The 13,247-nt window shown below is 69.3% G+C and carries 12 protein-coding genes and 2 pseudogenes; 7 read left to right on the forward strand and 7 right to left on the reverse strand.

Annotated elements, in window-relative coordinates; genetic code table 11:
* Positions 1-74: 74 nt before the first annotated feature.
* The 3 genes from AC1DGC_RS18120 to gloA all read right to left on the reverse strand — a co-directional run bounded on the left by AC1DGC_RS18120 (position 75) and on the right by gloA (position 2,165).
* The gene (locus AC1DGC_RS18120) at positions 75-920 is read right to left on the reverse strand and encodes an extracellular medium-chain-length polyhydroxyalkanoate depolymerase (RefSeq protein ID WP_478048515.1); all 846 of its coding nucleotides are present in this window, start codon (positions 918-920) and stop codon (positions 75-77) included.
* Positions 921-1,044: 124 nt separating this feature from the next.
* Positions 1,045-1,473 (reverse strand): VOC family protein, encoded by a 429-nt coding sequence (locus AC1DGC_RS18125; protein WP_394164239.1) that lies wholly within the window; start codon positions 1,471-1,473, stop codon positions 1,045-1,047.
* Between the two features lie 164 nt (positions 1,474-1,637).
* Positions 1,638-2,165 (reverse strand): lactoylglutathione lyase, encoded by a 528-nt coding sequence (gloA, locus tag AC1DGC_RS18130; RefSeq protein ID WP_478048516.1) that lies wholly within the window; start codon positions 2,163-2,165, stop codon positions 1,638-1,640.
* 112 nt (positions 2,166-2,277) lie between these two features.
* On the opposite strand from gloA, the gene AC1DGC_RS18135 reads away from it, so the two are divergent.
* Positions 2,278-3,390, forward strand: a complete 1,113-nt coding sequence (locus tag AC1DGC_RS18135; RefSeq protein ID WP_259209599.1) for a PLP-dependent cysteine synthase family protein — start codon at positions 2,278-2,280, stop codon at positions 3,388-3,390.
* 119 nt (positions 3,391-3,509) lie between these two features.
* On the opposite strand, the gene AC1DGC_RS18140 is transcribed toward AC1DGC_RS18135, so the two are convergent.
* Positions 3,510-3,905 (reverse strand): hypothetical protein, encoded by a 396-nt coding sequence (locus AC1DGC_RS18140; RefSeq protein ID WP_259209596.1) that lies wholly within the window; start codon positions 3,903-3,905, stop codon positions 3,510-3,512.
* 161 nt (positions 3,906-4,066) lie between these two features.
* On the opposite strand from AC1DGC_RS18140, the gene AC1DGC_RS18145 reads away from it, so the two are divergent.
* The 3 genes and pseudogenes from AC1DGC_RS18145 to AC1DGC_RS18155 form a co-directional block, all read left to right on the forward strand.
* Positions 4,067-6,103 carry a M3 family metallopeptidase gene (locus tag AC1DGC_RS18145; RefSeq protein ID WP_478048517.1) on the forward strand — a complete coding sequence of 679 codons (2,037 nt, stop codon included), beginning with the start codon at positions 4,067-4,069 and terminating at the stop codon, positions 6,101-6,103.
* A gap of 260 nt (positions 6,104-6,363) precedes the next feature.
* Positions 6,364-6,489, forward strand: a pseudogene (locus AC1DGC_RS18150) (M3 family metallopeptidase); the annotation flags it as partial.
* 248 nt (positions 6,490-6,737) lie between these two features.
* Positions 6,738-6,866, forward strand: a pseudogene (locus AC1DGC_RS18155) (M3 family metallopeptidase); the annotation flags it as partial.
* A gap of 350 nt (positions 6,867-7,216) precedes the next feature.
* Here the strand turns inward: AC1DGC_RS18155 and AC1DGC_RS18160 are convergent.
* Together AC1DGC_RS18160 and AC1DGC_RS18165 are read right to left on the reverse strand one after the other, a co-directional pair.
* Entirely contained in the window at positions 7,217-8,017 is an 801-nt protein-coding gene (locus AC1DGC_RS18160) for an SDR family oxidoreductase (protein WP_478048518.1), read from the reverse strand.
* A complete protein-coding gene (locus AC1DGC_RS18165) occupies positions 8,008-8,601 on the reverse strand; it encodes a DUF1415 domain-containing protein (RefSeq protein WP_259209588.1) in 594 nt (197 codons plus the stop codon). Before AC1DGC_RS18165 ends, AC1DGC_RS18160 begins: the two co-directional genes overlap by 10 nt.
* Positions 8,602-8,840: 239 nt before the next feature.
* Between AC1DGC_RS18165 and AC1DGC_RS18170 the strand changes: the two genes are divergently transcribed.
* The 3 genes from AC1DGC_RS18170 (at position 8,841) to AC1DGC_RS18180 (ending at position 12,640) form a co-directional block, all read left to right on the forward strand.
* The gene (locus tag AC1DGC_RS18170) at positions 8,841-10,307 is read left to right on the forward strand and encodes a benzaldehyde dehydrogenase (protein ID WP_449336192.1); all 1,467 of its coding nucleotides are present in this window, start codon (positions 8,841-8,843) and stop codon (positions 10,305-10,307) included.
* 15 nt (positions 10,308-10,322) lie between these two features.
* Positions 10,323-11,450 (forward strand): NAD(P)-dependent alcohol dehydrogenase, encoded by a 1,128-nt coding sequence (locus tag AC1DGC_RS18175; RefSeq protein WP_478048519.1) that lies wholly within the window; start codon positions 10,323-10,325, stop codon positions 11,448-11,450.
* Between the two features lie 89 nt (positions 11,451-11,539).
* On the forward strand, positions 11,540-12,640 hold the full coding sequence (locus AC1DGC_RS18180; RefSeq protein WP_478048520.1) for a helix-turn-helix domain-containing protein: 1,101 nt from the start codon (positions 11,540-11,542) through the stop codon (positions 12,638-12,640).
* Positions 12,641-12,740: 100 nt separating this feature from the next.
* Here AC1DGC_RS18180 and AC1DGC_RS18185 read toward each other — a convergent pair whose 3' ends face one another.
* On the reverse strand, positions 12,741-13,223 hold the full coding sequence (locus AC1DGC_RS18185; protein ID WP_259209580.1) for a YajQ family cyclic di-GMP-binding protein: 483 nt from the start codon (positions 13,221-13,223) through the stop codon (positions 12,741-12,743).
* Positions 13,224-13,247 lie beyond the last annotated feature (24 nt).

Genomic DNA, 13,247 nt, shown 5'->3' on the forward strand with positions numbered 1-13,247 from the left:
GCAAACGCTAGGGCAGGGCAGTCTCATCCTGTGAGATCGCCCGTACGGAAGATGAAGGGTTCATCTTCAGCGGTTCAGGGATGCGCGTCGAACCAGGCCACGATGCGGGCGGGCGAGCTGGCAAACCACGCATGTGCCCCCAGTGATTCGGTGTACAGCGCGGTCTCGATCCCCTGCGCCTGCAGGCGGCCGTAATACGCGTTCATCGTCCACCACGGCACCACCGGATCGATGAAGCCGTGCAGGAACAGGGTCGGCGGATGGTCGGCCGGCAGCACGTCGGGTACGGTGCACATCGGCCCGCCGCAGGTGGCATACGACCCGGATTGCACCGCCAACGCGCGGAACTCGCCGGGGAAGGACACCGCCATGCGGCTGGTGTTGTAGCCGCCGCTGGAAATGCCGGTGGCATACCGGCGCAGCGGATCGAGCGGGCCGAACGTGCCGGCGGCGATCGCATCGAACACGTTGCCGAGGAAGTCGTAGTCGGTGCCCAGCTCATAGGTGCTGGACAACCCGGGCAGGTTGGTCTGCCAGAACAGATCGGCGGGTGCGGCCGGCGCGACCACCGCATAGCCGTGGTCGAGCAGGCGCTGGACCAGCTTGCCTTCGTGGAAACCGCCAAACGGGTCGCTGTCGGCGTAGTGGAAGTCGTCCAGCGCGAAGAACGAGCCCTGGTAGAGCAGCACCACCGGCCAGCCCCGGGCCGGTGGCGTGCCGACCGGCAGTTGGTAGGTGACCCGCCGCTGCCCCACGACACCCGAATCGATCCACGCGGTCTGATGGGTGCAGCTGACTTCCGCTGGCCGTAGCAGCGTGCGCGCGCGTTCGGTGCAGCGCGATTGCGCCAGTGCGCTGCTCCATGGCAACGCCAGCAGGCACAGCAGCAGGATCAAAGGACGACGACCAAACCGATGCATGCCGAGCTCCCTGCCAGGCCGCGTCGGTGGACGCGGCGTTCCAGATCGCAGGCCGGGCATTCCCCGGCCGCCCCGTTGCACCGGCATTCCAGCATGCCGGCGTGAACGCGGCGCGAGCGCGAGGCTAGAAGGTGACTTTCACCGAATCGGCGCTGTAGGTGGCCGGGCCATGGAACACCACTTCGATGTTGTTGCCGTCCGGGTCGAGCGCGAACGCGGCGTAGTAGCCGGGGTGGTAGGGGCGTTCGCCCGGCGCGCCGTTGTCCTTGCCACCGCTGGCCAGGGCGGCGCTGTGGAAGGCCGCCACGGTGGCGCGGTCACGCGCCTGGAAGGCGAGGTGGTGGCGGCCGGTGAGCTGGCCGGCGGCGGCCTCGCTGTCGGCGCTGGAAATGAACAGTTCGTCAGCCCAGAAGTACGTGTCGCCCTCGCCGCCGATGGGGATGCCGAGGGTGTCGAACACGGCCTGGTAGAAGCGGCGGCTGGCCGGCAGGTCCCTGACCACCAGTTGCAGGTGGTCGATCAGGCGGCCGCGATGCAGTTCCATGGTTTCCATGCGCACTCCACAGGTTGGGCGGTCGCGCAGGTATACCACCGGCACGCGAGGGGGGCATTGCCGCCCCGTGCACCTTGCTGACCACGTCGCCGCGTACCGTCCAGCGACGTGGCGCCCATCGGCCGGTATCCGCGCCCAGGCGCGCACCGGCCATCGCGCGGGGCTCAGGCGATCGGGGTGTTGGAGATGATCTCCACCCAGTAGCCGTCCGGGTCCTTGATGAAGGCCAGGTGCTTCATGCGGCCGTCTTCCAGGCGCTTCTGGTAAGGCACATCGAGGGCATCGAAGCGCTTGCAGGCGGCCTGGATGTCCGGCACGGACACGCAGAGGTGGCCGAAACCGCGCGGGTCGCTGTTGCCGTCGTGGTAGACCGGGCCGTCCTGGGTCTCTGTGCCATGGTTGTGGGTGAGTTCCAGCACGCCGGGAATGCCGGCCATCCACACCCGGCGCGCATCGTCGCCTTCCGGGATGACCGTGCCGGCCGGCAGCAGGGCCAGGAAGTACAGGCTGAACTGGGCCTCGGCGAAGTCGCGCTGGTCGATCAGGCGGAAGCCGAGCACGCGGGTGTAGAAGTCCAGCGACGCGGCGCTGTCCTTGACGCGCAGCATGGTGTGGTTGAACACGAAACCGGTGGTTTCGGCCGGCACCTCGGCGGCGACGCCGGGCTGGGACTGCAGGGAAGCAAGGGTCATGGGGGGATCCTGGGGCAGCGGGGGCCGCGGAAATCACGGCCGTCGGCCCCCATTTTAGCGGGGTGGTCGCAAGGCGACGTAGAATGCTGCGTCTCCTTGCACAGTCCTGGCCATGTCGCAGCGTGAATGGGTGGCTGCCGCCATCCGCAAGATCGAAGCCGATTTCAACCGTTCGGCCGACACCCATCTGATCCCGATGGACCTGCCCGGGCATCCCGGCATCGACCTGTACTTCAAGGACGAATCCAGCCACCCCACCGGCAGCCTCAAGCACCGCCTGGCGCGCTCGCTGTTCCTGTATGCGCTGGCCAATGGCTGGCTGCGCGAGGGGCGCCCGGTGATCGAGGCGTCCAGCGGCTCCACCGCCGTGTCCGAGGCGTATTTCGCGCGCCTGCTGGGGCTGCCGTTCATCGCGGTGATGCCGGCCACGACCTCGCCGGAAAAGATCGCCGCGATCGAGTTCCATGGCGGCCGCTGCCACCTGGTCGAACGCGCCTGCGACCTGAACTGCGATTCGGAAACGTTGGCCCGCGAGACCGGCGGCCACTTCATGGACCAGTTCACCTACGCCGAGCGGGCCACCGACTGGCGTGCCAACAACAACATCGCCGAATCCATCTTCAAGCAGATGGCCGAGGAGCCGCACCCGGTGCCGGAATGGATCGTGTGCAGCCCGGGCACCGGCGGCACCGCGGCCACGCTCGGCCGCTACGTCAGCTACCGCCGGCACGACACCCGGATCCTGTGCGCGGACCCGGAAATCTCGGTGTTCTACGACGGCTACTGCGCTGCGCTGGCCGGCCAGCCGTGGCGCGAGCTGACCTGCAGCGGCGGTTCGCGGGTGGAAGGCATCGGCCGGCCGCGGGTGGAGTCGAGCTTCATCCCGACCAGCGTCGATGCGATGGTCAAGGTGCCCGATGCGCTGAGCCTGGCCGCGATGCGGCATGTGAGCCGGCAGCTGGGACGCCGCGTCGGCGGCTCCACCGGGACCAACTTCATCGGCGTGCTGCAGGCCGCCGAGCTGATGCGCCAGGCCGGCCGCAGCGGCTCGATCGTGACCATCCTGTGCGACAGCGGCGAGCGCTATGCGCACAGTTACTACAACCCGGACTGGTATCCCAGGCAGGGGATCGACGTGGACCAGACCGATGCGGTGATCGCCGCGGCGGTGGCCGGGCAGGGCTTGCCGGCGTTGCCCTGCGCGTCGCTTGAGGCGCTGTATTGAGGTGTAGAGCCGACCGTTGGTCGGCTGCCCGCCAAGCGGGTTCCGTGAACCTCACCGCCCAGCGCAACGTCCATCGCAACGTCTAGTGCAGCCGACCAACGGTCGGCTCTACGTGGGCTTCAGCCGGTCAGGGACTGGTAGGCATCCAGCACCGTATCGCGCAGCACCGGCGGCAGCGTCTCGTAGGTGGCGGCCAGGTCGTCGAACTGCAGGGCCAGGTCCACGCCCACGCGCTGGCCCGCATGCACGGCCAGCAGCACCAGCAGCGTGCACATCACGAACTCGCGCTCGTGCCCGGGTTCGCAGCGCGCCGCGCCGCGCTCGATCACCTCGTAGGGGTACCAGAGCTGGTCGTCCTGCAGCAGCCCGCGCTGCGCGCCGACCACGTGCTGCAGGGCCGCGCGATGGCGGGCCTGTTCGTCGGCCTGGCCCAGCGCGGCGATCCAGTCCAGTTCGGCGTGGCTGGCGGTGCCGATCAACGCGAATGCCGGCAGTGCGTGGGTGATTCCGTCCATGGGCGCTCCGCGACACCGGCGTGGGAAACCGCAGCGTCGGCCCGCACCCGTCTGCCGCGCGTGAACATCGGCCGCCCGGGCTGCCCGCGAGGGGTTGCGCGGGCCCGGGGGCGATGCCATATCGTGGGCGAATGCCGCTGCCGCGGCCCCGTTGTCTGGAGATGCCTGTGACCCCCACCAACCCCCTGCTCGATTTTTCCGGCCTGCCGCGTTTCGACGCGATCCAGCCCGAGCACATCGCCCCGGCCATCGACGCGCTGCTGGCCGACGCCGACGCTGCGGTGAAGGCAGCAGAGACCGTCAGCCCGGTCACCTGGGCCAGTTTCGTGGTGCCGCTGGACGATGCCACCGAGCGTTTGTGGCGGGCCTGGGGCCAGGTAGGCCACCTGCAGGGCGTGGTCAATACGCCGGCGCTGCGCGAGGCCTACAACGCCAACCTGCCCAAGGTGACCCGCTTCGGCAGCGCGCTGGGCCAGAACCTGGCGCTGTTCCAGCAGTACCGCGCGCTGGCGGCCGCCCCGGAGGCGGCGCACTACGATGACGCCCAGCGCAAAGTGCTGGACAACGCCCTGCGCGATTTCCGACTGGGCGGCGCCGAGCTGGATGATGCCGGCAAGGCGCGCTTCAGTGCGATCAAGGAAGCGCTGTCGGCGCTGTCGGCAACGTTCTCGCAGAACGTGCTGGATGCGACCGATGCCTGGTCGCTGCATGTCGACGATCCGGCTGAACTGGTCGGGCTTCCCGACGATGTGATCGCCGCGGCGCGGGCGGCGGCGGAGAAGGACGGTCTTCCGGGCTGGAAGCTCACCCTGCAGATGCCGTGCTACCTGCCGGTGCTGACCTATGCCACGCATCGCCCGCTTCGCGAGGCGCTGTACCGCGCCAACGCGTTGCGCGCCTCCGAGTTCGGCGATCCCGCGTGGGACAACAGCGCCAACATCGATCGCGTGCTGGCACTGCGTGCCGAGCTGGCTGCGCTGCTGGGCTTTGCCAACTACGCCGAGTACTCGATCGCCACCAAGATGGCCGAAGACGCGCCGCAGGTGCTGGGCTTCCTGCGCGACCTGGCCGCGCGCGCCAAGCCGCACGCGCAGCGCGACCGTGCCGAGCTGGACGCGTTCGCGCGCGACACGCTGGGGCTGGCCACGCTGGAGGCCTGGGACCTGGCCTTTGCCAGCGAACAACTCAAGCAGGCCCGCTACAGCTATTCGGAGCAGGAGGTGAAGCAGTACTTCACCGAGCCGAAGGTGCTGGACGGGTTGTTCAGCGTGATCCAGGGGCTGTATGGCCTGCAGGTGCAGCCGGACAGCGCGCCGGTCTGGCATCCGGACGTGCGCTTCTTCCGCCTGGTGGATGCGCAGGGCGCGCTGGTGGGCCAGTTCTACCTCGACCTGTACGCACGCGAAGGCAAGCGGGGTGGGGCGTGGATGGACGATTGCCGCAACCGCCGCGATACCGCGGCCGGCGTGCAGACCCCGCTGGTGTACCTGGTATGCAACTTCGGCAAGGGCGCCGAGGGCAAGCCGGCCACCTTCAGCCATGACGAGGTCACCACCCTGTTCCACGAAATGGGCCATGGCCTGCACCAGCTGCTGACCCGCATCGGCGAGCTTGGCGTGGCGGGTATCAACGGCGTGGAATGGGACGCGGTGGAACTGCCGAGCCAGTTCATGGAGAACTTCTGCTGGGAGTGGGACCGCGTGCAGGGCATGACCGCCCACGTGGACAGCGCCGCGCCGCTGCCGCGCGCGCTGTTCGACCGCATGCTGGCCGCGCGCAACTTCCAGAGCGGCATGTTCACCGTGCGCCAGCTGGAATTCGCGTTGTTCGACATGCAGCTGCACAGCAGCTTCGATCCGGTCCAGGACACCGTGCTGCAGGTGCTCGAACGCGTGCGCGACGAGGTGGCGGTGAACCGTCCGCCGGCGTGGAATCGCTTCCCGCACCAGTTCAGCCACATCTTCGCCGGCGGTTACGCGGCTGGGTATTACAGCTACAAGTGGGCCGAAGTGCTCAGCGCCGACGCCTATGCCGCATTCGAAGAGGCGCCGGGCCAGGTCGCCGAGACCGGCAAGCGCTTCCGCGATGAAGTGCTCTCGCGGGGCGGCAGCCGCAGTGCGGCGGAGAATTTCGCCGCCTTCCGCGGCCGCGCGCCGAGCGTGGATGCGCTGCTGCGGCACAACGGCATGGCCGGATAACCGCCGAGCCGCGAGGGTAGAGCCGAGCCATGCTCGGCTGCCCTTCATCACGGTGCCTGCCGTCGCCGCGGTGTCTGCCCTTCGTTATGGGTCTGCACCGCGTCAGCCGAGCATGGCTCGGCTCTACCGGGTCGTCTGCGCCGTGCGCGCCGTATGGGGCATGCGCGCCGTCGGCACGATGCGCGCCGACCAAGCCATGCGCGGAGGCCGGGCAATGCGTGCCATGCGGGGCGTGTGGTCGTGCGCGCCGTCCGGGCCGTGCGCACTTCCGCGATGGAGTGCTCTCACGGGGCGGCAGCCGCAGTGCGGCGGAGAATTTCGCCGCCTTCCGCGGCCGCGCGCCGAGCGTGGATGCGCTGCTGCGGCACAACGGCATGGCCGGATAACCGCCGAGCCGCCAGGGTAGCGCCGAGCCATGCTCGGCTGCCCTTCATCACGGTGCATGCCGTCGTCACGGTGTCTGCCCTTCGTTATGGATCTGCACCGCGTCAGCCGAGCATGGCTCGGCTCTACCGGGTCGTGTGGGCCGTCTGGGGCATGCGCGCCGTCGGCACGATGCGCGCCGTCCAAGCCATGCGCGGAGTCCGGGCAATGCGTGCCATGCAGGGCGTGTGGCCGTGCGCGCCGTCCGGGCGGTGCGCACTTCCGCGATGAAGTGCTCTCACGGGGCGGCAGCCGCAGTGCGGCGGAGAATTTCGCCGCCTTCCGCGGCCGTGCGCCGAGCGTGGATGCGCTGCTGCGGCACAACGGCATGGCCGGATAACCGCCGAGCCGCCAGGGTAGCGCCGAGCCATGCTCGGCTGCCCTTCATCACGGTGCCTGCCGTCGCCACGGTGTCCGCCCTTCGTTATGGGTCTGCACCGCGTCAGCCGAGCATGGCTCGGCTCTACCGGGTCGTGTGCGCCGTGCGTGCCGTATGCGGCATGCGCGCCGTCCAAGCCATGCGCACCGTGGGCCATGCGCACCGCCGGGCCATACGCGCCGTCCGGGCCATGCGTGCCGTCGGGACCATGCGCGCCGTCCGAGCCATACGCGCCGTCCAGGCCATGCGAGCCGTCCATGCCATGCGAGCCGTCCAGGCCATGCGCACCGTCCGCGCCCTGCGGCCGGGATTCATTCTGCGAAGATCATCTTCCGGGTCATGCCGCCATCGACTACATGGTCCTGGCCGGTAATGAAGCCGGACAGGTCCGACAGCAGGAACACCGCCAGCGCGCCGATGTCACCCGGCTGGCCGACGCGGCCGGCCGGGTGTTGCGCATGGTCGCGGCGCGACAGCTTGGGCGCGCGCCGGCGGGCCGGCGCCTGCCAGGCATCGGTGGTGATCCAGCCGGGGCTGATGCTGTTGACCCGCACGGCCGGGCCTTCGCTCAACGCGAGCGCATGGGTGAAGGCGACCAGCCCGCCCTTGGCCGCGGCATAGGCTTCACTGTCCGGCTCGGACTGCCACGCACGCGTGGAGGCGATGTTGACGATGGCGCCGGCGTGCTCGCGCAATGCCGGCAGCGCATGCTTGCTGCACAGGAAGGCGCCGTGCAGGCTGGACAGCCGGCGCTGCCATTCGGCCAGCGTCATCCGCGCCAGCGGCGTGCCATGGGCACTGGCGATGCCGGCGTTGTTGACCAGCCCATCGATTCGACCGAAGCGCTTCAGCGTGGCCTTCACCAGCGCCTGCACACTGCGCTCGCTGGCCACGTCCGCGCGCTGGAACGCCGCCCGCTCGGGCAACGCCCACTCCTTCAGGCAGGCCTTGCCGGCATCGGCATCCAGGTCGGCGATCATCACGCTGCCACCGGCACCCAGCACGGCCTGGGCAATGCCGCGGCCCACGCCTTGCGCGCCGCCGGTGACCACGACCACGCGGTCGCGCAGCGGTTGCGTGGTCCAGTCGGTGATGGCCGGGGTCAGTGGCATCGCGAGTTGTCCTTGCGCCCGAGCAGGCGCGTCCAGCCTTCCACGCCCAGCTTGTCCAGCGTCTCGATGTTGCGCTCCACGATCACGTCCGGATCGGGGAAGGCGGCCACCGCGCGTTCCACGCTGTCTTCGCGCAACAGGTGCAGGGTCGGGTAGGGCGAGCGATTGGTGTAGTTGCTCACGTCATCCGGGGCCACGCCGGCAAACTGGTACTGCGGGTGGAAGCTGGCCACCTGCAGGATGCCCTGCAGGTCCAGCGCTTCGATGGCCGCATCGGCGTTGTCGAGGAAATCGTTGTAGTCCAGGAAATCGGTCAGCACCTCGGGGTGCACGATCAGCGTGGTATCGATTTCCTCGGCCGGCGTATCGCGCAGGAGCACCAGCTCTTCGGCCAGTTCCTCCACCAGGGCCTCCGGCGTGGTCGCATCGCTGAGCACGAAGCGCACCTGGTTCTTCACGTACACCGCCTTGGCGAAGGGGCACAGGTTCAGCCCGATCACGATCTGCTCCAGCCAGGTCCGGGTTTCGGCGATGACATCGGGGCCGTCCGGGGCGCTGTCGTCGGTGAAGGCGTGGTCGTTCATGGCGGGCGGTATCGCGGGCTGGGCAGATGATTGTACGGCGCGCGGCCGTGAGGACGTGGCGGCCACGCCTACTGTCCATTAACTGGACACCGGTCATGCTCGAAACCCGTGTACAGGCAGGGGCTTGCGTCATGTCCGCCAACGGCCAATAGGCAGTGCGCGTGCGCGGGTATCCAATGCCTGGGTGAACCATGTGCAGAAGACGGCCCTGGCCGTCCTGCGTCAACAGGAGTCAACCGATGCAAGCAACCTCCCCCTTCCTCCCCGCCGACGTGTGGTCGGGCAAGCTGTTCGACGGTGCCTGGCAGGCCGGTGCCAGCACCCAGGACGTGATCGAGCCGGCCACCGGCACCGCCCTGGGCCGGATCGCGATGACCGATCCGGCCGGGATCGCCGCCGCCGCCGCGACCGCCGCCAAGGCCCAGCGCGAGTGGGCGGCCGCGCCCTACGAGACGCGTGCCCAGGTGCTGCGCCGTGCCGCGCAGCTGGCCGAGCAGCACAACGATGAGATCGTGCAATGGCTGGTCCGCGAAAGCGGCTCGACCCGTCTCAAGGCCGGTTTCGAGGCCAAGGTGAACACCAAGGCGCTGCATGAAGCGGCCGCGCTGCCCTCGCGCAGCATCGGCGAGGTGCTGCCGTCCGAGCCGGGCCGGCTCAACCTGGCGCGGCGCCGCCCGCTGGGCGTGGTCGGGGTGATCGCCCCGTTCAACTTCCCGCTCTACCTGGCCATGCGCGCCGTCGCCCCGGCGTTGGCACTGGGCAATGCGGTGGTGCTCAAGCCGGACCCGCGCACCGCGGTGTGCGGCGGCTTCGTCATCGCGCGCCTGTTCGAACTGGCCGGGCTGCCGGCGGGGCTGCTGCACGTGCTGCCCGGTGACGGCGCGGCGGGTGCCGCCCTCACCAGCGACCCCAACATCGCCATGATCCAGTTCACCGGGTCCACCGGCGCCGGCCGCAAGGTCGGTGAAGCGGCCGGCAAGCACCTGAAGAAGGTGTCGCTGGAGCTGGGCGGCAAGAACTCGCTGATCATCCTGGATGACGCCGACATCGACCTGGCCATCGCCAACACGGCGTGGGGCGTGTACCTGCACCAGGGCCAGATCTGCATGGCGACCGGCCGCGTGCTGGTCCAGCGCGGCATCTACGCGCGCTTCCTGGAAAAGCTGGTGGCCAAGGCCGCCTCGCTCAAGGTCGGGGACCCGGCCACCGGCGATGTGGCGATCGGCCCGCTGATCAACGCCCAGCAGCGCGACCACGCCGCCCGCCTCGTCGCCGAGGCGCAGGCCGCAGGCGCCACGCTCGCCACCGGCGGCACGTACCAGGACCTGTTCTTCGCCCCCACCGTGCTCAGCGACGTCAGCCGCGACAACCCGGCCTTCCACGAGGAAATCTTCGCGCCGGTGGCGGTGGTGGTGCCGTTCGACAGCGACGACGAGGCGGTGGAACTGGCCAACGACAGCGAATACGGCCTGTCGATGGCGATCGTGTCCAGCAACGTCGGGCGCGCGCTGAAGCTGGGCGAGCGCCTGCGCACCGGGCTGCTGCACATCAACGACCAGACCGTGAACGATGAAGTGATCAACCCGTTCGGGGGCGTGGGTGCCTCCGGCAATGGCACCAGCATCGGCGGTCCATCCAACATCGACGAGTTCACCCAGTGGCAGTGGCTGACCGTCAAGGGCGAAGCGCCCGCCTACCCGATCTGAGCGAAGGAAACCGACATGAGTGCAACTGCAGAACTGCGCGACATCACCGTGGCCGTGGTGCGCGGGAAGGAACAGCCTTTCACCATCGAACCCGCGCGCATCCGCGCGCCGCAGGACGACGAGGTGCTGGTGCGGGTGATCGCCACCGGGCTGTGCCATACCGACCTGATCGTGCGTGACCAGTACTACCCCGTGCCCTTGCCGGCGGTGCTCGGCCATGAAGGCGCGGGCGTGGTCGAAGCGCTCGGCCCGGGGGTGAAGGACCTGAAGGTGGGTGACCACGTGGTGCTTACCTACGGTGCCTGCGGCCATTGCAACCCCTGCAGCGGCGGCCATGGCGCGTACTGCAAGGACTTCTTCGGGCTCAACTTCGGCGGCGGCGCGCTGGACGGTTCCACCGCGATCCAGGCGCCGGACGGCACCCCGCTGCACGATCATTTCTTTGCGCAGTCCTCGTTCGCCACCTATGCGTTGAGCCGCGAGAACAACGCCATCAAGGTGCCCGACGACGCCCCGATCGAACTGCTCGGCCCGCTCGGCTGCGGCATCCAGACCGGTGCCGGGGCGGTGATCAATTCGCTCCAGGTCACCCCCGGCAGCAGCTTTGCCAGCTTCGGTGCCGGCGCGGTCGGCCTGAGCGCGGTGATGGCCGCGCGCGTGGCCGGGGCCACCACCATCATCGCCATCGACGTGGTGCCGTCGCGGCTGGCACTGGCCACCGAGCTCGGCGCCACCCACGTCATCAACAGCCGCGACGTGGACGTGGTCGACGCCGTACGCGCGATCACCGGGGGCGGTGCCAACTTCGTGCTGGAATCCACCGGCCGTCCCGAGGTGCTGGCGCAGGGGATCGAGGCGCTTGGCGGGCGCGGGGTGATCGGCGTGGTCGGTGCGCCCAAGCTCGGCACCAAGGCCGAGTTCGACGTCAACAACCTGCTGCTCGGCGGGCGCAGCATCCGCGGCATCGTCGAGGGCGACAGCGTGCCCAAGGTGTTCATTCCGCAGTTGGTGCAGCTGTACCAGCAGGGCCGTTTCCCGTTCGACAAGCTGGTGAAGTTCTACCCGCTGGACCAGATCAACCAGGCCGCCGAAGACAGCACCCGTGGCATCACCCTCAAGCCGATCCTGACCATCGGCAAGTGAAACGCACCGTCGCAGGCCCACGGGCCTGCGACGGTGCGGTCAGTCAGCATCACGGGTGTACGCTCCAGGTCCGGTTTGGAGGAACACCCATGGGCGGCATGCAGCGGGAGCAGCAACTGGCATTGGCGGCCGCGCGCCAGCGTTTCGCCGACGGCGGGGCGCTGGCCGAGTCGCTGCTGGCGCCGTCGGTGCAGCGCTCGTGGGAGCGCTCGCGGCAGGCCGGGGTGCAGCCCCGGCAGGAGCCGCACTACGCGCCCCTGGCCGCCGCCGGCCCGCGCCTGGAGGCCCCGGCCGACCGCCGCCTGGCCCGCTGCGTGCGCGACGACCTGGACCATCTCTGGGCCGCCTTCGGTGGACGCCAGTGGACCTTGTTCTGCGTCAACGCCGACGGCATGGTGGTGGCCCAGCGCGAGCATGGCCTGGCCGATGTGCCGGTGCTGCGCCCGATCCAGGTCGGGCGGCGCCTGCGCGAGATCGACATCGGGACCACCGCGCCGGCCTGCAGCCTGGCCGACGACACCCCGGCGCTGGTGCGCGGCAACGAACACTACCTGGACCGCTTCGCCGCGGTGTTCTGCCTGAGCGTGCCGCTGCATGGGCTGGATGGCGAAGTGCTCGGCGCGCTGGACATCACCGGTACCGGCGAGCGCGATGCGGAGCTGCTGCATGGCTATTTCCGCCAGGCCGCGCTGTCCACCGAGAACCGGCTGATGGTCGAACACCGGCCCTGCCACCTGCTGGCCGTGCAGCACGACGCGCGCTGGCTGCAGTCGCCGTTGCAGGGACTGCTGGCGATCGAGGAGGACGGGCGCGTGCGCGCGGCCAACCGGGTGGCGCGACGCCTGTTCGGCCTGCCGCGCCGCGGGCCGTTGCCGCTCCTCACCCTGCACGGCCTGTTCGCCGGCGCCAGCGTCCACCAGCGCCGCCGCCTGCTGCTGGCCGGCCCGGCCCACCGGGTGCGGCTGGACGAAGACCATGCAGTCTACGTGCAGTACCTGCGGGGGCCGCTGGCCGCGCGGGCAGGGCGGGGCACGACGGCCACCGCGCGGGGGGCCGGCATGCCGTCACTGCGGGCACAGGGCACGCAGGCCGTGCGAGACGCCGTGGCGGCGCACGAGGGCAACATCGCCGCCGCGGCACGCCAGCTGGGGATCTCGCGGACCACGTTGTACAAGCACCTGCGCGGGTAGCGGCGCGGGGGTGCCGGCCCACGGCCGGCATCACCGAATCCGCGCGACCGGCCGGTAGTGCCGGCCCTTGGACGGCGCCACGCGGCCGATCGGCGTTGGATCAATCGCGGAAATTATCGAACTGCAGCGGAACCTCGAAGGTCTCCTTCCTCAGCAGCGCCATCGCGTCCTGCAGATCATCGCGCTTCTTGCCGGTCACCCGCAGCTTGTCGCCGTTGATCTGGCTGTCCACCTTCAGCTTGGCTTCCTTGATCTTCGCCGCGATCTTCTTGGCCACCTTCTGCTCGATACCCTGCTTGACCGTGATCTTCTGGCGCGCACCGGCCAGATTGGATTCGATATCGCCAAACTCCAGGCACGCCGCGTCGATCTTCCGCGCGGTCAGCCGCTGGCGCAGGATGTCGGTCATCTGCTGCAACTGGAAGTCACTCGGCGCGGACTGGGTGATCACGCTGTCTTCCAGCACGAACTTCGCCTCCACCCCCTTGAAATCGAAGCGCGTGGACAGCTCGCGGTTGGCCTGGTCGACCGCATTGGTCAACTCGTGGATGTCGACTTCGGAAACAACGTCAAAAGAGGGCATGGGCGAAACTCCAGCGGGTGAATG

It is taken from the genome of Stenotrophomonas sp. 05N37, assembly GCF_056397365.1.

Bases quoted from the DNA above. Each gene is read 5' to 3' on its own strand.
- AC1DGC_RS18120 (WP_478048515.1), bottom strand. From the start codon at position 920: ATGCATCGGTTTGGTCGTCGTCCTTTGATCCTGCTGCTGTGCCTGCTG.
- AC1DGC_RS18125 (WP_394164239.1), bottom strand. From the start codon at position 1,473: ATGGAAACCATGGAACTGCATCGCGGCCGCCTGATCGACCACCTGCAA.
- gloA (WP_478048516.1), bottom strand. From the start codon at position 2,165: ATGACCCTTGCTTCCCTGCAGTCCCAGCCCGGCGTCGCCGCCGAGGTG.
- AC1DGC_RS18135 (WP_259209599.1), top strand. From the start codon at position 2,278: ATGTCGCAGCGTGAATGGGTGGCTGCCGCCATCCGCAAGATCGAAGCC.
- AC1DGC_RS18140 (WP_259209596.1), bottom strand. From the start codon at position 3,905: ATGGACGGAATCACCCACGCACTGCCGGCATTCGCGTTGATCGGCACC.
- AC1DGC_RS18145 (WP_478048517.1), top strand. From the start codon at position 4,067: ATGCCTGTGACCCCCACCAACCCCCTGCTCGATTTTTCCGGCCTGCCG.
- AC1DGC_RS18160 (WP_478048518.1), bottom strand. From the start codon at position 8,017: ATGCCACTGACCCCGGCCATCACCGACTGGACCACGCAACCGCTGCGC.
- AC1DGC_RS18165 (WP_259209588.1), bottom strand. From the start codon at position 8,601: ATGAACGACCACGCCTTCACCGACGACAGCGCCCCGGACGGCCCCGAT.
- AC1DGC_RS18170 (WP_449336192.1), top strand. From the start codon at position 8,841: ATGCAAGCAACCTCCCCCTTCCTCCCCGCCGACGTGTGGTCGGGCAAG.
- AC1DGC_RS18175 (WP_478048519.1), top strand. From the start codon at position 10,323: ATGAGTGCAACTGCAGAACTGCGCGACATCACCGTGGCCGTGGTGCGC.
- AC1DGC_RS18180 (WP_478048520.1), top strand. From the start codon at position 11,540: ATGGGCGGCATGCAGCGGGAGCAGCAACTGGCATTGGCGGCCGCGCGC.
- AC1DGC_RS18185 (WP_259209580.1), bottom strand. From the start codon at position 13,223: ATGCCCTCTTTTGACGTTGTTTCCGAAGTCGACATCCACGAGTTGACC.